This window comes from Catenibacterium sp. GCM10023432, assembly GCF_042651925.1.
Taxonomy (GTDB): Bacteria; Bacillota_I; Bacilli_A; order Erysipelotrichales; family Coprobacillaceae; genus Catenibacterium; species Catenibacterium mitsuoka.
In genome coordinates, this window is the sequence record NZ_JBHSEB010000004.1 from 34,594 (window position 1) to 53,846 (window position 19,253).

At 33.5% G+C, this 19,253-nt stretch carries 19 protein-coding genes; 3 read left to right on the forward strand and 16 right to left on the reverse strand.

Going from position 1 to position 19,253, the window contains the following annotated elements; translation table 11 throughout:
* The 4 genes from ACFOZZ_RS01650 to ACFOZZ_RS01665 form a co-directional block, all read right to left on the reverse strand.
* Positions 1 to 855: an EamA family transporter gene (locus ACFOZZ_RS01650; RefSeq protein WP_376814560.1), complete on the reverse strand. Its 855-nt coding sequence runs from the start codon at positions 853 to 855 to the stop codon at positions 1 to 3.
* Positions 856 to 903: 48 nt separating this feature from the next.
* The gene (gene tkt / locus ACFOZZ_RS01655) at positions 904 to 2,877 is read right to left on the reverse strand and encodes a transketolase (RefSeq protein WP_278860903.1); all 1,974 of its coding nucleotides are present in this window, start codon (positions 2,875 to 2,877) and stop codon (positions 904 to 906) included.
* Positions 2,878 to 2,946: 69 nt separating this feature from the next.
* Positions 2,947 to 4,134, reverse strand: a complete 1,188-nt coding sequence (locus tag ACFOZZ_RS01660; protein ID WP_279147916.1) for a M20 metallopeptidase family protein — start codon at positions 4,132 to 4,134, stop codon at positions 2,947 to 2,949.
* An 83-nt stretch (positions 4,135 to 4,217) separates the two neighbouring features.
* Positions 4,218 to 4,619, reverse strand: a complete 402-nt coding sequence (locus ACFOZZ_RS01665; RefSeq protein ID WP_279068538.1) for an SIS domain-containing protein — start codon at positions 4,617 to 4,619, stop codon at positions 4,218 to 4,220.
* A 420-nt stretch (positions 4,620 to 5,039) separates the two neighbouring features.
* Between ACFOZZ_RS01665 and ACFOZZ_RS01670 the strand changes: the two genes are divergently transcribed.
* Positions 5,040 to 6,731: an ammonium transporter gene (locus ACFOZZ_RS01670; RefSeq protein WP_278779785.1), complete on the forward strand. Its 1,692-nt coding sequence runs from the start codon at positions 5,040 to 5,042 to the stop codon at positions 6,729 to 6,731.
* A 16-nt stretch (positions 6,732 to 6,747) separates the two neighbouring features.
* On the opposite strand, the gene ACFOZZ_RS01675 is transcribed toward ACFOZZ_RS01670, so the two are convergent.
* Positions 6,748 to 8,064, reverse strand: coding sequence for an MATE family efflux transporter (locus ACFOZZ_RS01675; RefSeq protein ID WP_376814561.1), 1,317 nt, complete (start codon positions 8,062 to 8,064; stop codon positions 6,748 to 6,750).
* A 70-nt stretch (positions 8,065 to 8,134) separates the two neighbouring features.
* Here ACFOZZ_RS01675 and ACFOZZ_RS01680 point away from each other — a divergent pair, with 70 nt between their 5' ends.
* Positions 8,135 to 8,749 carry a Crp/Fnr family transcriptional regulator gene (locus tag ACFOZZ_RS01680; protein WP_376814562.1) on the forward strand — a complete coding sequence of 205 codons (615 nt, stop codon included), beginning with the start codon at positions 8,135 to 8,137 and terminating at the stop codon, positions 8,747 to 8,749.
* 61 nt (positions 8,750 to 8,810) lie between these two features.
* Entirely contained in the window at positions 8,811 to 9,650 is an 840-nt protein-coding gene (locus ACFOZZ_RS01685; protein WP_215656836.1) for an HAD family hydrolase, read from the forward strand.
* A gap of 150 nt (positions 9,651 to 9,800) precedes the next feature.
* Here ACFOZZ_RS01685 and ACFOZZ_RS01690 read toward each other — a convergent pair whose 3' ends face one another.
* The 11 genes from ACFOZZ_RS01690 to ACFOZZ_RS01740 all read right to left on the reverse strand — a co-directional run bounded on the left by ACFOZZ_RS01690 (position 9,801) and on the right by ACFOZZ_RS01740 (position 19,245).
* Entirely contained in the window at positions 9,801 to 10,103 is a 303-nt protein-coding gene (locus tag ACFOZZ_RS01690; RefSeq protein ID WP_279147314.1) for a hypothetical protein, read from the reverse strand.
* 523 nt (positions 10,104 to 10,626) lie between these two features.
* A complete protein-coding gene (locus tag ACFOZZ_RS01695; protein WP_279147315.1) occupies positions 10,627 to 10,812 on the reverse strand; it encodes a hypothetical protein in 186 nt (61 codons plus the stop codon).
* 31 nt (positions 10,813 to 10,843) lie between these two features.
* Positions 10,844 to 11,281, reverse strand: coding sequence for a hypothetical protein (locus tag ACFOZZ_RS01700; RefSeq protein ID WP_279147316.1), 438 nt, complete (start codon positions 11,279 to 11,281; stop codon positions 10,844 to 10,846).
* 27 nt (positions 11,282 to 11,308) lie between these two features.
* On the reverse strand, positions 11,309 to 11,935 hold the full coding sequence (locus ACFOZZ_RS01705) for a tetratricopeptide repeat protein (RefSeq protein ID WP_376814563.1): 627 nt from the start codon (positions 11,933 to 11,935) through the stop codon (positions 11,309 to 11,311).
* Between the two features lie 167 nt (positions 11,936 to 12,102).
* On the reverse strand, positions 12,103 to 12,483 hold the full coding sequence (locus tag ACFOZZ_RS01710; RefSeq protein ID WP_279148364.1) for a hypothetical protein: 381 nt from the start codon (positions 12,481 to 12,483) through the stop codon (positions 12,103 to 12,105).
* A 78-nt stretch (positions 12,484 to 12,561) separates the two neighbouring features.
* Positions 12,562 to 13,626: a YARHG domain-containing protein gene (locus ACFOZZ_RS01715; RefSeq protein ID WP_329966660.1), complete on the reverse strand. Its 1,065-nt coding sequence runs from the start codon at positions 13,624 to 13,626 to the stop codon at positions 12,562 to 12,564.
* A 14-nt stretch (positions 13,627 to 13,640) separates the two neighbouring features.
* Positions 13,641 to 13,889 (reverse strand): hypothetical protein, encoded by a 249-nt coding sequence (locus ACFOZZ_RS01720; RefSeq protein ID WP_279078493.1) that lies wholly within the window; start codon positions 13,887 to 13,889, stop codon positions 13,641 to 13,643.
* A 2-nt stretch (positions 13,890 to 13,891) separates the two neighbouring features.
* The gene (locus tag ACFOZZ_RS01725) at positions 13,892 to 15,010 is read right to left on the reverse strand and encodes a toxin glutamine deamidase domain-containing protein (RefSeq protein WP_376814564.1); all 1,119 of its coding nucleotides are present in this window, start codon (positions 15,008 to 15,010) and stop codon (positions 13,892 to 13,894) included.
* 9 nt (positions 15,011 to 15,019) lie between these two features.
* On the reverse strand, positions 15,020 to 16,006 hold the full coding sequence (locus ACFOZZ_RS01730) for a DNA/RNA non-specific endonuclease (protein WP_376814565.1): 987 nt from the start codon (positions 16,004 to 16,006) through the stop codon (positions 15,020 to 15,022).
* Complete coding sequence (locus ACFOZZ_RS01735; RefSeq protein WP_279148353.1) at positions 15,999 to 16,421, reverse strand: hypothetical protein; 423 nt, start codon at positions 16,419 to 16,421, stop codon at positions 15,999 to 16,001. Before ACFOZZ_RS01735 ends, ACFOZZ_RS01730 begins: the two co-directional genes overlap by 8 nt.
* 1 nt (position 16,422) lies before the next feature.
* A complete protein-coding gene (locus ACFOZZ_RS01740; protein ID WP_376814566.1) occupies positions 16,423 to 19,245 on the reverse strand; it encodes an ATP-binding protein in 2,823 nt (940 codons plus the stop codon).
* Positions 19,246 to 19,253: the final 8 nt, after the last annotated feature.

The window sequence follows — 19,253 nt, forward strand, 5'->3', positions numbered from 1 at the left end:
TTAGAAAAGCATAACCAAGGTACCAGATACTATTAGTATTAATCCAAGCAATGATTTCTTAGAGAGTTTCTCATGAAAAATAAGATAAGAGAATAATACAGTAAATAGAATACTCAACTTATCTATAGGAGTGACTAAACTTGCTGGTCCATTTTGCAGGGCATGGTAGAAGCATAACCAGGAACCTCCTGTGGCTAAGCCTGATAACACAATAAAGAGATATTCTTTCTTTGATATACTCTTCATATTCATTTCACTATGCGTTACAAAAACCACAATCCAGCTCATAACAAGTACAATACTTGTACGAATGGCTGTACCTAGATTACTTTCAATATTTGTGATACCAATCTTACCAAGTATTGTCGTCAAACTTGCAAAGACAACAGAAAGAACAACATAAAGTAACCAGGCATTACTTGTCTGTTTATTATCTTCCTTCTTTTCTACCATTAAATATGTACCTGCTGTAAGAATGATCATACCTAAGATTTTATAGACTGTGACACTTTCTTTGAAAAATATAAGAGAAAGAATAATCGTCAATACAACACTTGTCTTATCTACAGCTGTGACTTTATTGATATTACCTAATTGTAATGCCTTAAAGTAACATAACCAGCTTGCTCCAGTAGATATTCCAGAAAGAATTAAGAATAGAAATGTCTTATGGGTGATTGTATGGATTGTATCAAATGAGCCAACTATTCCTACCATGATCCATGAAAAGATGAGTACAACAATAGTACGTAATGCAGTCGCTAAGTGAGAGTTTGTATGTTCAATACCACATTTTGCGAGAACTGCTGTAAGTCCTGCAAAAAAGGCAGAACCAAATGCATAAAGTATCCACATAAAAAAGCCTCCTTATAATACTATTATAAGAGGCTAAAATGAATTTGTTTAGAATTCTTTGATGGCTTTGATTACATCTTCTACAGTTAAATGGAATTCCTTGAATAAGTCTGCTGGCTTACCTGAAGCACCAAATGTATCCATAGTGACATATTTGCCTTTGAATCCTGCGAATTCACCCCAAGATAAACGGCTTCCTGCTTCTACAATAATTCTATTTTCTACACATGATGGTAAAATAGATTCTTTGTATTCTTCAGACTGTTCTCTGAATAATTCCTGACAAGGCATAGAAACGATTCTGATATTTAAGTTAGGGTCTTTTAATTGTTCTTTAGCTTTGACTGCTAAGTCTACTTCTGAACCTGATGCAATGATGATGATATCTGGCTTACTCATGCAGTCATCAATGATATAACCACCTCTTAAGGCACCTCTGTTACTGCCTACCATCTTAGGTAAGTCCTGTCTAGAAAGGATGAGAGATGTAGGTGTTTCTTTTGAACTCATTGCGACATACCAGCCGGCTTTTGTTTCAAATTCATCACATGGTCTAAATACATACATGTTAGGCATTGCACGAAGCATAGTCAACTGTTCTACTGGTTCATGTGTTGGTCCATCTTCCCCTACACCAATACTATCATGAGTAAATACATAAGTAAGTGGAAGCTTCATTAATGAAGACAAACGAGCCATAGGTTTTACATAGTCACTAAATACAAAGAATGTAGCCACATATGCCTTTAATCCACCATATAACATTAAACCATTACCTACTGCAGCCATAGCCTGTTCTCTTACACCAAAGTGGATATTACGTCCACCATAGTTGTCTGCACTGAATTCACCTTCACCTTTTAAGACTGTCTTATTAGAAGGTCCTAAGTCGGCTGAACCACCAATGAAGTTAGGGGCAAAATCCTTAATAAGGTTCATTGTTTCACCACTTGCAGCACGAGTTGCAATATTGTGATGTTTATTTGCCCAGAATAATGGATTATCCTTGAAAATTCTTGCAAAGTCAGGGTTAAAATACTGTTCCCATACAATCTTCATTTCTGGATATTCTTCAAAATATTTATCCTGCATAGAAGTCCAAGCATCATATAAATCATCTACACGTTTTTGTGTAGAAGCTAGATAATCATATACTTCTTCTGGTACATAGAATTCTTCCTGTGGAAGACCAAGTTTTTCTTTTAATGCCTTGACGTTATTCACGCCAAGTGGTGCACCATGAGTGCTTTCTGAACCTTCGTTTGGACTATCTTTACCGATAGTTGTCTTGATTTCAATGAACTTAGGTTTACCTTTAATAGTCTTTGCTTTTTCTAATGCAGCAAGTACTTCATCTAAGTTATCTCCATCTTCTACAGTTAATGTTTCAAAACCAAATGCCTTTACTCTGTCTGATACATTTTCTGTAAATGTGATGTTTGTGTTACCTTCGATAGAAATGTTGTTTGAATCATATAAGATGATGAGCTTTTCTAACTTAAGTGTACCAGCGAGTGATAATGCTTCTGAAGAAATACCTTCCATCATACATCCATCACCAGCTAATGCATAAACATAATGATCAAATAGATCATAACCTGGTTTATTAAATACAGTAGCTAAATGAGCCTGACCCATTGCCATACCAACAGCCATGCCTAAGCCCTGTCCTAAAGGACCTGTAGTGGCATCTACACCTACTGTATGTCCATATTCTGGATGTCCTGGTGTAAGTGAACCTAACTGTCTAAACTGCTTTAAATCATCCATAGTTAAGCCATAACCATATAGATGTAATAAACTATAAAGCATGCTTGAACCATGTCCTGCCGATAAAATAAAACGATCTCTGTTAACCCATTCAGGATGCTTTGCACTATGGTTTAATACCTGTGACCATAATACATGAGTGAATCCAGCAGCCCCTAAAGGAAGTCCTGGATGTCCTGAATTTGCTTTCTGAATCATATCTGCACAAAGTGCTTTAATTGTATATACTGTTTTTTGATCAATCTTGTTCATTTTTTCTGTTTTCTCCCATTCATCATTGGTAAATATTATACCTGTTCTCTTTTTGTGAATGCAAGATATTTAGTACTTCACATTCCAATTCATTGCAGCATTATATAAGAAATACAGGCCATACATTAAGCAGCCTTCATCAAAAACAGTGGCTTTGTTATGAAGACCATAAATATAACCATCCTGTTTACATCCTGCCGCCAGAGTCACAAAGAGTGAAGGTACATTGGCAGTAATATGGCCAAAGTCTTCTGAGATTGTAAGAGGTAGTTCTAACTTCTTAATATAACCACCAAATACATCTTTTTCTACATCCATAATAGATTTAAGTAATGCAGGATCATTATAGACACTTGGTGCCTGCTGTAAGATTGTAATGCCTGCCTGGGCATGATACATTGAAGCAATACTTTGTACTAATTCATTCACTCTTACCATAATATATTCCTGATCATCTGGACGATAACATCTTAGTGAACATTTCATATAGGCTTTTTCTGGAATAATATTATGGGCTTTACCTGCATTCATAATACCAATTGTAAGTACATCATCATGACTCATGCTGATTTCTTTAGGAATGATTTCCTGTAATTGCTGATAGATATGAACAGCCACACGCAGTGCATCAATACCTTTTTCCGGCATAGAACCATGTGAACTCTTACCTGTAATATTGATTTCAAAGATTGTAGACGCTGTTGTCATTGCTTTACGAATCGTACGGATTGTACCTGTCTTATCTTCTGTCGCCGGCATGACATGTAAGCCTACTGCCGCATCAACACGAGGATACTTTAATACCCCATCTTCTATCATCATCTTACAGCCAACTAGTCCTTCTTCATGGGGCTGGAAGACAATCTTGATCTGTCCTTTGAGTTTCTTTTCATTCTGTTTCAAAAGCTTGGCACACATCAACATCATAGAAGCATGCATATCATGTCCACATGCATGCATAGATCCATTAATAGACTTAAAAGGAAGATTTGTATGTTCCACAAGTGGTAATGCATCCATATCACTTCTAAGTAAAAGAATCTTCTTATCATGAGGTCCTACAAGTACTTCAATACTTCCTCCGGGATTCACAATAATATTCTCATAGCCATACATTTCAAGCAGTTTCACTATATATTCCTGTGTCTGAGGAAGAGGATGACCGACTTCTGGATGTTCATGAAAATGTCTTCTCAATCGTATTAATTCCTGTTCAATATCCTTGTTGTTTGATATCCATTTTTCTATCTTTTCCATAACTTACACCTACTTTTCCATTTCTTGAATAATACGTCTTGTATTAATAATCTTTTGTGCATATTCTTCTTTATTACGTTTCACTAATCCATAGTAAAGAAGATCAACAACATAAGTGAAGAATAACGAGAACTAATCGCTCCGATACGTAATGGCTGTTCCTGTGAAGGAATAGTTAATACATAATCTACTAACTTACCAAGCTTATTATAAGCAGATTGTGTAATTGCGACAGATGGGATGTTCATTTCCTTTGCCCATTTAGCCGCAGTGACTATACCTTTTGTTTTTCCACAATATGAAACAAAGATAGCTAAATCTTCCTGTGTCATAGCAGGTATAAAAGTCTTCTGTAAATGAATATCAGGGCAATAATTAGAAGGCTTCCCTATCCTCATAAGCTTATGTATAAAATCATCACAGACAATAGCTGAACCACCTACACCAAATAAGTAAACATGTTTCCCTTGTTCTAAAGCTTTCACAACATCTTCTAATGTAGATAATATGTTTAATCAATAGTCACAATCTGAGAATGATGTACTTTATTCATAAGTGTTGCCATATCTTCTTCTGGATGTACTAAAAAACTTTCCCCTTTTTATAATTACCCTCAAAAAAAGTATACCATGATTTTCTTTTTTATCGCATTTTTTATGCCATAATATAAAAATTATACATGTTTTAATAATTTTTTATCACTTTATAATATTTTTTTATTATCTATCAATAATTCATTTTATCATGAATATGAGGTGCTTTTTTTCGCTTATTCCGATAAATGTATATGATAATTTAACGTTATTGTGATAATTTTTTATTGACATGACCATTTTCTATTCGTATAATGCAGTCATACCAGAAAGGTAAAAAGAAAACATAAACATGATAAAGGGGGAGTGCTTATGGCAAAGGTTTTAACTGAAGTTTTTGGTATATGGTATTTAATTGGTGCCGCGTTTGTATTCTTTATGCAGGCAGGCTTCGCAATGGTTGAGGCAGGGTTCACCCGTGCTAAGAACGCTGGAAATATCATCATGAAGAACTTGATGGATTTCTGTTTAGGAACTGTTGCTTTTCTTATTGTAGGTTATAGCTTCTTATGTGGGAGCGATGTAGCTAACGGATTTATTGGCTGGGTTGGTTTTGGAAATGGTCCATTAACTAACTTTGCATCAACTGATTGGTCTAGCTTCGTATTCAACTTAGTATTCTGTGCAACTGCAGCAACTATCGTATCTGGAGCTATGGCAGAAAGAACTAAGTTCTTAAGTTATTGTATTTATTCATTCGTTATTTCTTTAGTTGTTTATCCTATTGAAGCTCATTGGGTTTGGGGACCTGATGGCTGGTTAGCAGCAATGGGATTCCATGATTTCGCTGGTAGTGCAGTTATTCACTTCGTTGGTGGTTTAACTGCTTTAATTGGGGCTAAACTTCTTGGTCCTCGTATTGGTAAGTTTAATAAAGATGGAAGCCCAAATGGTATTCCTGGTCATAGTTTAACTATTGGTGCTTTAGGTGTATTCATTCTTTGGTTTGGCTGGTATGGATTCAACGGTGCTGCTGCAAAGAATGGTACTCAGTTAGCAACTATCTTCGCAACTACTACTGTTGCACCAGCACTTGCAACATGTACTGTTATGATCTTTACTTGGTTAAAGTATGGTAAGCCTGATGTAGCTATGAGCTTAAATGGTTCTCTTGCAGGTTTAGTTGCAATTACTGCTGGATGTGATGCAGTCAATGTAATGGGTGCTTGTATTATTGGTATTTTATCTGGATTTACTGTTTGTTTCTTTACTTGGTTATTAGATTATAAATTACATATCGATGATCCAGTTGGTGCTGTCGCTGTTCATTTTGGTAATGGTTTACTTGGTACTATCTGTGTTGGATTATTTGCCTGCGGTACTGATACAATGCCTGAGGCTCAAGGTCTATTCTACGGAGGAGGCTTTAAGTTATTAGGTACTCAATTACTTGGCTTATTATGTATTGGTGTTTGGACTGCTGTATTAATGACTATTACATTCGTAGTTATTAAGCATACCGTTGGTCTTAGAGTTACTGAAGAAGAAGAAATTACTGGTCTTGATAAGCTTGAACATGGTTTAGAGAGTGCTTATGCAGGTTTCGCATTAGAAACAGAGACATATACTGGTGCTACTGCTGCAACTGTTTCAGCTCCTGAATTAAGTGTTGCAGAAGCTGTTCCTACTGTTGCAGTCAATGGGGAAGGTAAGATCAGTAAGATTGTTATTATTGCGAAAGCAGAAAAGATGGATGCTTTAAAAGTTGCTATGAATGATATTGGCGTTGCTGGTATGACAGTGACAAGAGTATCGGGCTGTGGTGTTCAAAAAGGACAGACTGCTTATTATAGAGGCGCTAAGGTTGATATCCAGTTATTGCCTAAAGTAAAGGCTGAGATTGTTGTATCTAGTATTCCTGTACAGACAGTTGTAGATGCAGCAAGAAGTGTTCTATACACTGGTCATATGGGTGATGGTAAGATCTTTATCTATAATGTAGAGAATGTCGTAAGAATCTCTTCTGGTGAACAAGGTCCTGAAGCCTTAAGCTATGAAGACTAATAAAAATGAGACTCGATTATTCGAGCCTCATTTTTTTGACGAGTAATAAACCTATAATAAGTGTAATGATATCACTGATACATTGTGCAAGAAGAATGCCCATATAGCCTAATAATGCCGTAAGGACAATCATTACAACAAAGAATATCACGCCCTGTCTTGATAAAGAGATGATCATTGCGCCTGTCGCATAACCTGCTGATTGAAAGAGTGTTGTGAGTATTAATACAACCCCTACAAAAGGTGTAGAGATAGATAAGCATCTCAACATTGTACTTCCCTGTGAGACAATTGCTTGATTCTTCATGAAACATGACATGATAGAAGGTGTAAAGAGACATAATATAAGTGTCATAACGCAGGCAAAGGATATAATGACTAAAGCATCAAAGCGTAAGACTTCTTTAAGTCTCTTTTTATTGCATGCTCCGATACAATATCCAATGAGTGGCTGTGCACCAAAGGCAAAGCCAACAAGAACCATCATAATAATCATATTGACTTTTAATGCGATTCCCATGCTGGCAATCGCATTTGATCCATAGGGACGTAAATATTGATTAGTAAGAGTGACTGCAAAAGACTGCATAATATTTGTAAGAGAAGCTGGGATACCAATAAAGATGAGACCTTTTATATGACGTGTATCACAATGGGCATCCTTTAAAGAAACACTGAGTTCTGGACATTTACGTTTAATCACATAAACTAAATATGCATCTGTAACAAAGTTAGAGAATACAGTCGCAATTGCGACACCTGTGGCTTCCATATGAAATACAAATAAGAAAATAGGATCAAGAATGATATTGATGACACAACCAAGAATTGTACCTATCATAGCATCCTGAGCATGTCCTGCACATCTGATTAGATTTGTAGGAATCATCGATAGAATTATGAAGACTCCCCCAATAGAAATCACATGATAATACTGTAAAACATAAGGTCTTGTAGATGCTTCTGTTCCAAGTAATGAAAGAATAGAATTCTTAAATAGAATCATGATTAAAGAGGTAAGAAGAGAGACCCCGATAGCATAATAAAAGCATACTGCACTGACTCTTTTTGCTTCTTTAATTTCTTTATTCCCAAATAGACGAGAGATTACTGAACTGCCTCCTAGTCTAAATATATCTCCTAAAGCAATCATTAATGTAAATAGAGGTGCACATAATGAGACACCTGCAACAAGATTTGTATTTTGTGTTTGTGATACAAAGAATGTATCGACTAAGTTATAGACTAAAGTGACCATCATAGAAAGAACTACTGGTAAAGCAATCTTAAAGTAAGCTTTCTTGACAGGCATTGTTTCAAATAATTCATTCATTGTATTAACCTCCTGCCCTATCTTATCAGTTTTGTTTGAGATTTATTGTGTCATATGTCACAATAGAGATGTGAAAGAGATAAAAGATAAACTGTTAATAGAGAAATATAGTGACTCTATATCTTCTTATGTTCATTTAGATAATGTAGGTCTTCAGATGTTTGAGTTTGAGAAAGGAGAGTTAATGATTCAGCCTTCTTTTCCTTTTCATTCTATTTATTTTTTAGTGAAAGGAAGCGTAAATGTTTATTCAATTCAGGCAGATGGTAGACAGTTTGTGACAGGTGTAAAGAAAGAAATACCTATTCTTGGAGATATTGAGTTTGTCACAAAAAAGAAGCCTCACTTATTTGTAGAGGCTTTAGAGAATGTAGTGGTATTAAGTATTGATACACTAAGATATGAGAAAGAGTTGAATGAAGATGTGTTGTTTCTTCATTCAGTCATTCATTCCTGCGTAGATATTATTCAATCTGTGCAGTATGATCAAAACTTTATGAGACTGGAAGAGAAAGTAGTCGCATATATGAAGTATCAGTGTGATGATCATATATTAAGAAGAATAGAAAAAACATCAGAAATACTTCACTGTAGTAGAAGACAACTACAGAGAGTGCTTCATGAATTAGTGGAGAAAGATATACTTATTAAATTAAGTAAAGGTGTTTATTGTTTCAAAAAATGATGGATTGATACTGTTTAGGTTATGGTTTATGTATAATAAGAAATATATAAAGGAGACAGATATGGGTAAAATAATATTTCTAGATGTAGATGGTACATTAATTGATTATGAAGCAAAATTACCTGCTTCAGCAGCTAAGGCAGTAGACATGGCACGAGCAAATGGACATAAGGTATATATTTGTACAGGATGTTCTAAGGCTGAAGTACTACAGCGTAATTTATGTGATTTAGATGGTATGATTGGTGGTAATGGTGCTTATGTAGAAGACCACGATGAAGTTGTAATGCATCAAGGATTGTCAAAGGAAGATGTAAAACATATTGTAGATTGGTGTAATGAGAGACACTTAGGATTCTATCTAGAAGCTAATAGCGGTATGTACTGCAATGACTATATGTTAGAGCAGGGGCCTGAAACAATGGTTAAGTATGCTCAGGGTAAAGGAGCCGACCTAGAGAAAGCAAAGGAATCTTCTAAAGCATTCATGGATGGATTTATTCATTTACAAGGTGAAGATTTATATAGAGATGATGTAAATAAGATTAGCTTTATCTTAAGCTCTTATCAGGATCATTTAGATTCTAAGGTGGAATTCCCTGACCTTATTGCGAATACATGGGGTGGTAAGGGTGAAGTAGCCTTATATGGTGATTTAGGACCTACTGGTATTACTAAGAGACATGCCATTGAAGTATTAATGGAACATCTTGGTGCTGACTTTAAGGATACTATTTCTTTTGGCGATGCAAAGATTGATTTATCAATGTTTGAATGTTGTGCTTATAATGTCGCTATGGGTAATGGTGGTCCAGAAATTAAAGAAGCAGCAGATTATATTACGACTGATGTCAATGATGATGGACTTTATAATGCATTTAAGCATTTAGGACTAATTTAAAAGCCGTTGTGAGTGTAATGCTCACAACGGCTTTTTTTGCAATATTTAATAAATCAAAAGAAAACTAACTTAAAATTCAGGAAATCCCAAGTTATTTTAAATTACCGAAACATGTTCAATATGCCTAAATCGAATTATAGGTAAAATTTATTAAGACATGAGCCATATTATAATACGCACCATCCATACACACCAAAGCAATGATAGTACTATCCCAAAAACACTCTTTATTGAATTCCATGTAGTATGAGAACTATCATTTCCAAATAGATCATAAATGTTCCCTACGACAAAGAATATACCTATCAATAAAGAAAGACCAAACATTGAAACTATCGCAATCCCTAGAATAGTATTTATAAGACCTCCCCATACCTCCCAGGCACCATACAGAATTAGTCCTATACCTGCAATTACCCAAGCAGGGATTATTATCCACCAAATAAGATACATATCACATCGCCTCCTTTTAAATATACCTAACGAAAGTAAATAAATGATATCATGAATTATTTAGCAAATTATTTAAACGTCATTTTTAGTTGGTATGTGACTCTTTTAACATCGCAATTAGTTCACTTTAATGCCTACAATAAAATAGTTTAATTTTCTCTCTTGTTTTGACTTCGGTTAATTGGAAGTTCTTGATCATCAAATAATTTAAACCTATCTTATTCATCCCCATATGCATGAATCCCGTTATCTAGTAAATTAAAAATAAGTGTTGGTAATACTAAAACATCTAAATAGAAATAATATGAGCGCAGTAAAGGGCAGTCATTTCTGACTGCCCTTTAAAAGTGGAACCCCCCAAACATTTAAAGCAAGTTTTCTATTGCCACACCTTAAAAATTAAAGGTTCAACTTATACTAGTCATCCCTCTTAATTCTATTTTCACTGCCACATCCAGATTATCATACCAAATATACACACACATATTTATGCTTTGGAAACTCTATTGCATACTATAAACAATTATTTGTAATGGAAACAACCATTTCTTTTGCTTGGATCATTGTATCCGCCATATGAACCACGACAATAAACTCTACCATAACTGTCTGTATCATTCCAATCAGCATATACACAATCACAACAATTTCCTTTAAATGTTCCTTCTGGAATTTGAATAACTTGATTAATCTTCTTTTCTTTCTTCATATTCTTATCTCCTTAATATAACTTCTAAATTCTATAAAGTTTCCACACATTCGACTGAATCTTGCACAATATTTAGTTCTGATCCATTCATAGAACAGCAATATGATATGATTTCTTTTTCTGGCAAAACAACAATCGGGAAATATAGTAACTTCTTTGATTTAGGCATTGCATGCAATATACTTTTAATATAGGTGATATCACCTTCAGATAAGGTAGAAACACTATGAAAATGTGTATGAAACAACCCATAAAATTCAATATCCTTCTCTGCCCATTCAAGAAGTATAGAATTCAACCTTTTTACATTTGGCGTATAATGACAATGCCTAAATTCATCTTGCCTGCCCTCATCAAATACTACAGATGTAATCGTGTTATTATTACCTCCTAGCATACCTCCTGACTCGGGCATATGTTCAGGAACATTGTTTATTATTTCCTCATATATTGACTTAAGAATTCTCATTACAATATACTCCCTTCCAAATATTTCTTATTTTGGGTTCTCTAGATATTGTGGATAATTACAACGAGCATTGTTCATTACATCTAGAATAAATTCGCTACCTCCTGGAATTCCATTATCAACCAAATGATTAAGAAGTTTTAGTGCATCAGCACTTTCTTTAGGTGCATTATCAACATGTAAATAGGCACAAGATAACCAAAAAACAACATCATCCAATGTATATCCATTTTGATTAGTCGTCATAATCATATTAGCTAATTCTATTTGTGATTTTGCATGTCCTTGTTTAGCTGCCATTTCAAAATACTGCACTGCTTTTTTGTCTCTTCCGAGTAATCCTATTTCTCCTGCTCTATAAAGAAATCCTAACATATACTGTCCAAAAGCAGATCCATTGTCAGCTCCGATTTTTAAATATTTGACTCCTGTTTTTTTATCCTTAGGGATACCATACCCAAATAATAAATGTATTGCAGTTTGAACATGAGCTTCTATATGACCATGATCTGCTGCCATCTTATAATATTTATATGCAAGTTTATCACTCTTCTCAACGTGCATTCCTCCATTATAGCAATTAGCAACCATCACCATAGCATTCACATCACCACTCTCAGCTTGCGCAACTAATGCTTTAAAATTTTGATCCATAACTAACTCCTTTCTCGCTTCTATTATTTATATCAGTACATATTAGACTTATACTTCCATATCGATTGTGGAGCGCTTTCTTTTTGCTCTTTATTATATTATTAACACCTTTTCTACAGTATCTTTATTTAAATGCAATAAGTTATTTTTAAAATTCATTTAATGTTCTATAAACTATTGATAGTAAAAGAAGCCGTTGTGAGTTTAATGCACACAACGGCTTTTTTAATATCTTCTTTTGTATCTGTAGAGAATTTAAAAGGTATTTTCTTATCTATTTTATATGTTGTACTGTATTCACGTAAATCATTATTCTTGTCATATGTCTTAATCTGAATGTTGATATATTGTTCTTTAAACTTATATGACTTGATATGAAGACATAGACTGTAATAGTCACCTACCATACGTGATCTATTTGTTGTACAGGTAATGCCATAGGGTACATCTATTTCTACAGGAATAGATGTTTCAAAGCGATGATAAGCAAAATAAAGAGCAATAACTGCAATAATAGAAAGACCTATTATAAACTTCTTCTTTTTCATATCAACGCCTCCCCTCCTTTAAATTCTAACAAATTAGAACATCGAGTACTAGAGGAAGTTCTCTAATTAAATAAAACCTTATCTATAGCCTTTTTCCTTAGCTACAGTTGTAAGTAAATTAATATTTTCACGCTCATAGTTATTTAACATGCTATCGTTCCATGTAGACTGATTTATATCTGGATTAGAGTGATACCAGCTTTTATCTTCAAAGTATTCTTTCAAATCTTCTGTTTGATATGTATAACCATGTCTTGCATAAATTTCATTAATAGCAAGTCTATTTTCTTCTTGTGATAAATCTTCTACATCACTTCTAGTGAGATATTCTGAATCACTTGTTGGAAGGATATAATCTTCATCTTCGTATTCATCATAGTCATCATCATAATCTTCATCGTCATCATAACTATCAGAAATATAATCATTATATATATCTGTGGCTTCCTCATACGCAAAACATCCCCATTTTGAAGGAGTTATATCACTATATTTATATGTTTTGTCTGGTGTTTCATAACGACAAAGTACACCATCATCATAATAACATAATTTATACCAATCATCTGAGTTATCAGGATCATAAATATATGCATACTTTAAACTTCCATTAGCAATGTAGTAATTTCTATTATATTTTTGATCTTTTTCATCAGATTGGATAAGAATAATACTATTTGAATATACTTTAATATTGCTATTAATAGACTTACAATTACTTGATTTTTGATGATTCATTATATAAATAATAGATGATGAAAATGAAGTTTTACCTAACGAATCATATCTATCCGTATCACCAGTTTTTTCTATATAAGGTTTCCAAAAAGATTTATATTTATCATAAGAATAATAAAGAGGATAATCCTCATCTTTCGCTGAACTTTTCAATATTTCAACGTCCTTATCTTTATCTGTTCCAAAAGCATAACTTGATTTCTTATTCTTAACAAAAAGAGCACCACCAATAATTGCAGCCACTACTAAAGCAATCGCAATCGCTTTTTTATTTGGTTTCTTCGTATTTTTTACAGGTTCTTTCTTAGGAATAACAGGAGTTGCATCTTGCACTAACTTATATCCACAATATCCACAGAACTTCCCATTATCTTCTATCTCTTTACCACAATTCGGACATATCATAACATATTCCTCCCCTATTCTAAGAAGTCTATAGTTCTAGACTTCTCTAACTTTTCAAAATTCTTTTTATTAGGCAAATGAAATAGATGTATATTTCCGTTTGCCTTATCAATTTCTATCGCATTAATACCAAACTTTCTTTTGCCTTCAATACCCCCACTAAATATCCATGAGTCTTCAGTTTCTTTACAATCAAGAATTACTTCATTACTTTTTGCAAAATAATCTTTTGCATGAGTGATTGCATCTACAAAATCTATCATATCTACACCTCTTCTACACAATCAAAGATAGCTCTATTTGGTTTTAAGTTATCTATTCGACATATACTTGTTTCATTTGATTCTACTGTTTTAAAGAAAGAATCTTCGAGAATTTCATTATTCTGTGGATCTACAAAGATTGTTTTACCTGCTCTTTGTTCAGCCACAATAAGATGGCTATCATCCGAACCTTTAAAGCCTATAGAAATTTCAGCACGTGATCCATCTCCCCATGATTTCATATATTGTTTGATATCTTTCAAACCACTACCTGAGCACTTAATTTCTTGTGGATTATCCCACATACTTAGATATTCATACTGATAGATATCATCATCACAAGGTAAAGGCTTTGCAGTGACATTGTATCCTCTTTTTCTCATTTCATATGCAGGTACACATCTCTGACAATTACCTTCGAATTCTTTACCCTTGCCATAATTTGGATTTGCTTGACTCAATATATCTGCCTGAGACACATTACTATCTAAACGAGGTAATCTATCAATAGCTTGATCAAGATTAAATGCTGGAATCTTAAAATCAGGATATGCTTTTTGATGTAATTCTCTCCATTTTGGATCTTGAGAATAATTATCTCCATGAAGATAATCTTCTTTTCCGTAATTCTTTGAAGCCATATACTCATTCAATTCAGTTTTCGCATTTTCAATGCTTAATTGTTTAGAAGCATCTTCAAGATAATCATCAAATTTCTCACCATTCACTTCTTGTAATTGCTTTAATCTCAATAAGTAATCAGTAAGCTGATTATCTTCTTCAACAACTACCTCTAAACTAGAAGTAACATCTTCACCGATTGCTTCTAAACCCTTAAGCTGAGAATAATCAGATTCTCTATCTTTCTTTTCCTCAAGAATTGAGTCGATTAAGTTTTCTATCTTTTCATTTGTCTGTGCTTTCTTTTCTTGTATAGCTTCAATATCTTTTTCAGTAACAGCCTTGTTTTCTTTAAGAATATTTGCAACAACCGTGTCAGCACTTAAATTCTCAATAGAAGATTCTATATGATTTAGAATACTGTTTTTTTCATTGAGTTCTTTACTTTGTTGCTCAATTTCTCTTCCACAATTTTCAATATCTACTTCATAGTCTCTCATAATAATTCCTTACATATACTCAGAAGCTATTTTTTCCCATTCTTCACGGTCTTTATGGCTCTCATTTGTAAATTCATAATAGTCATGAGAAATTTCACCTGTTGTCTTATTCTTTACAGCTACATGAATCATAACTGCTTCAGGTCTACTTGTTATACTGTGAAAATTTTCTACTTCATAATAAACAATGTTATTAGGATCAGAGGCTAATTTCTTAACATTCAATTCTACACGAAGCATATCTCTCTGGTTAACATTACAATTTTGTGCATCAAGGTTAACATCAGAAGTAACTCCACCAAGAATATAAGCAATAAGATGTCCACCTTGATCATCAGGACGGCGATCTTCACCACCTGCTTGAACTTGTGCCTTTGCATCTCGTTTACTCTGTGGACCTACTTTCACAATTCCAAATGCCTTTTTACCTGTAGGCGTTTCAATATATGTATAATTTCCAGGTTCTGCATCAAAATTAATACTATTAGAGCTTTTTAATACATCTTCATCATTACGACTATAATCTTGTTTTTCACTACTGCTGCTATTGGTTTCTCCAAGACCCATTTTCTCTCTTAACTCTTTTTCAAGAGTTTGATTATAATCCAAAAGATCGCTTAGTGTTTCAAGACACTTTTCATAGAATTCATTTTTTTCATCAAGCACTGCTATAGCATCAGACACATCTTCACCTATTGACTCTAAGCCTTCTAACTGACCATAACTCTGTCCATCACTTGCCTGTTCTTCTTTAATTGTAGAAATTATGTCAGTAATGCGATTCACAAGTTCATTGTTCTTTTCTTGAACTTCAGCTAGTTCCTCTTCTTTTAATTCTCTATTTTCCTGTAGTGATTCAACTACAGCCTGATCAGAACTTAGCTTTTGAATTGAAGATTCAATTTGTTTCAATGATTTTTGTGTTTCATCTTGTTCTCGCTTATTCTCTTTTAAGTCAGAAGATACATCTTCTATTTGTGATTCAATGTTATCCATTTATTTTATTCTTTAATTCCTTAATTTTATTTTTACCTTGCTCTATAGCTGCTGATCTGCTTTCTACAACCTGCATCGCTTCTGAAACATCTTCACCAATACTAGTTAAGGAATTTAATTCTGTTTTTGATGTATTATTTTCTTGCTCCATATTTTCATAATCAGACTCTAACTCATCTAAATCTGATTCTAGATTCTGCAACTTATCTTTAGCAGCTTCTACATCCTGTTCTCTACTTTCCTTGTTACCTTCTAATTTCTCTTTAACTTCATTATCCTCGATATTATTTATAGCTTCTTCAATTTTAGCTAGCTTATTTTGCGCTTCTTCCAACTCTTGTTTACTTTCATCAATTTCTTCAGCCTTACTCTCTAAATCATTCTCAACTGTTTCAAGGTTTTCTAAACTTGCCATCTTAATCTCCTTTCTTTTTTAGTGATTGTAAATACTTATCATAACTTTCATAATCATGATAACTTTCCAAGTATTCGGTAAGCTTTAAAGCACAATCATCGCATTTATGACATTGTGCTATCTGTTTCTTTGCAAATTCCTGGAAATGGATAAATGCACAATATCCAAATTCATCTCCTACTTCACCAAACTTTTCTTTTAAACGTGCATATTCTGGAATAACAAATGTCTTATATAACTGACAAATTCCAAGTCTTGCACGTAATGATTCACGTAGTTTACTATCATTCGCAAATTTTAATTCATAAAGATCTACATTATTTTCAAATGTTTTTCTTGTAAATGCTTCTACTTGATCTCTTACTCTTCTATTACAAGTTTTACAGCACTTATTACATAATTCATATGGCTTATAAAGTTCAGGATGATTCATTTCATAGTCCTGCATCATAACCTTTAATTCAGAATCTAGTGGTGGTTCTTCAACTTGATGGAATTCTTTAAAGTTCAGCATTCTTACAAGTCTTACATGATCTTCACCTTCATGATAAATATAGGCATGACCTGATTTGAAATGTACAACCTGTTTCATTTGTATTTCATCCAAGTCCATTGTATTACCAATAACTTCTCTATCATCTTTTGCAGTCATACGCATTAATACTTTAACGTTTGTTTGTTTAACAGCCTGTGCTGCAATTGCGGTAGGAAGCTGATCAGCAATCAAAATGCCTTCTCCTAATGCTCTCATTTCAGCAAGCATATTTACAAATATTTCAATAGTATGTGCTTTAGGGTCTGCTCTGTTTTCACTGCCATTACCAGTAGAAGCAATTAAGTTATGCGCTTCCTCTACTAAAAGCATATGTTTTAGTTTACTTCCTGATCTTCTTTCTACCTTACAGTATTCATATACATAAGTAAGAAGGAACATCATCATAAGTGATTTTTCACTACCATTTAAACTATCTAATTCAAGAACAACTGGACCATTCATTAAATCTTCCATTGGAATAGATTTCTTAGTATCCAGCATTTTTCCTTTAGAACCATGTCTTAATGAATTTAATCTTTCAAGCAATGATGCCTGGAAGTCACTCTTCATTTTTGCATCAAATCCAGAATGAGAAACAATATATTCAGCACTTTCACATAAATCTGATAATGTTGGTGTTTCCAATCCTGGTTCTCCACCCACACTACCGTCATACCAGCCTTTAAGCTGATATGTACGCTTAATAGCCTGTTCTAGGAAGATTGGTAATGGATCAAATAAATCAAATGCGCCAATAAAACATGATTGTAAGCTTGAAATATGTCTTTCTAGTTTAATACCTGGTAAGACTTCCATAGGGTTAAATCTAAATGGACTAACTCCTTCATCCCCTAATGTAAATACTTTAATATCTGTCATTTCTTTTAATGTCTTTAAAGCACGATATTCTGTTTTTGCAGGTTCAAGAACAATAAAAGGTATATGATGATCCCATAACTGATAAAGGATATTAAACATGGCAGTTGTTTTACCACTACCAGGAACACCTACAATAAGTCCATGCTTTGCGAACTGCTGTACATCAAAAGATGCAGGTAAATCCACACCACTTGAATCATCAAGATAGTTACCTAATCTAATTTCATTTTTAATTGCTTTTCTAGTAGAAAAATCTCTTAATCCTGTATCTAATCTAAGACCTGGAAATCCTGTCTGCTTTGGGATAGGAATTCTAAAATAGTTACTAATTTCTTCTAATGAACAAAGTCTATTGAATCTCTGTGCACGATAAGGTGCTGTATCTCTATTCGCAATCCAGTAAGGTGTTGGTTGAATACTTACATTAAGATATTCATAATCATTGAGCATAGTATCAAAGATCTTAACACCTTTTTTAAAGATTCTTACTTGACCTTCATTCTTAACAGAATTAGACAATAATGAATGTGAAATCATTGCCGCATTGTCTTCAGAAAATACTCTTATAGAACTTAAAAATAAACGACTTACTTCGTATTGTTTATTCATCTTGTCATAATTATCTGAAGGAACACGCATGATAGGGACTGGTTCACCTGACCAAAGAACATCTCTTGTTTGAGGTCTATATAGTTTTTGCCCATTCATGACTTCTTTCATGCGTTTTAGATTAATACTGATCCAATCTCTTTCATCTTCTAAATAATATGTAGGAGTAATACAGATATCAACAACTGCACGTTTGTCATAATGCATTAAAGCGTCACAAAGTGTTTCTACATTATTGTCTGTTGCCTGCCATGTAGAGACTGAATAAAACTTCTCTCTATAATCATCAAGATAGATTTTCTGATCATCTTCAACAACATAAGGAACTTCACCGCAGTATTCTTGTTCATGCTTTAAAACTTCTGCACATTCATTCGCAAAAGAAGCATCCAATACTTCAGAACCTTTTAAATCTTCATGTTCTATATAAGAGAATGTATATTCTTTAGGTAACATAGACATAAATAGATTTCTTTTTTCTTCAGATTCTTCAGAAGAAAGAATATCTAAACCACTGTATCTGAAAATAATATAAACATTGATTTCTAAATCCTTCTTGAATAATCTTAAGGAAATTGACCAATCTGATCCAAGATTATGAAATTGTCTAAGCATCAACATCTGCTTCTTAGCTTCTTCTATTACTTTTTCAGCTGTTTTTTCTGCGAGATAAGAGAATCTTAAATCAGAAAAATCTGGAACACCTTGTAATTTAAATATAAAATACTTAATATTTTTTTCTTTATAACAAGAGGTAAATTCTGTTCTACTTACCTCATTCCAATCGAGTATATTTGCCATAGTTATCT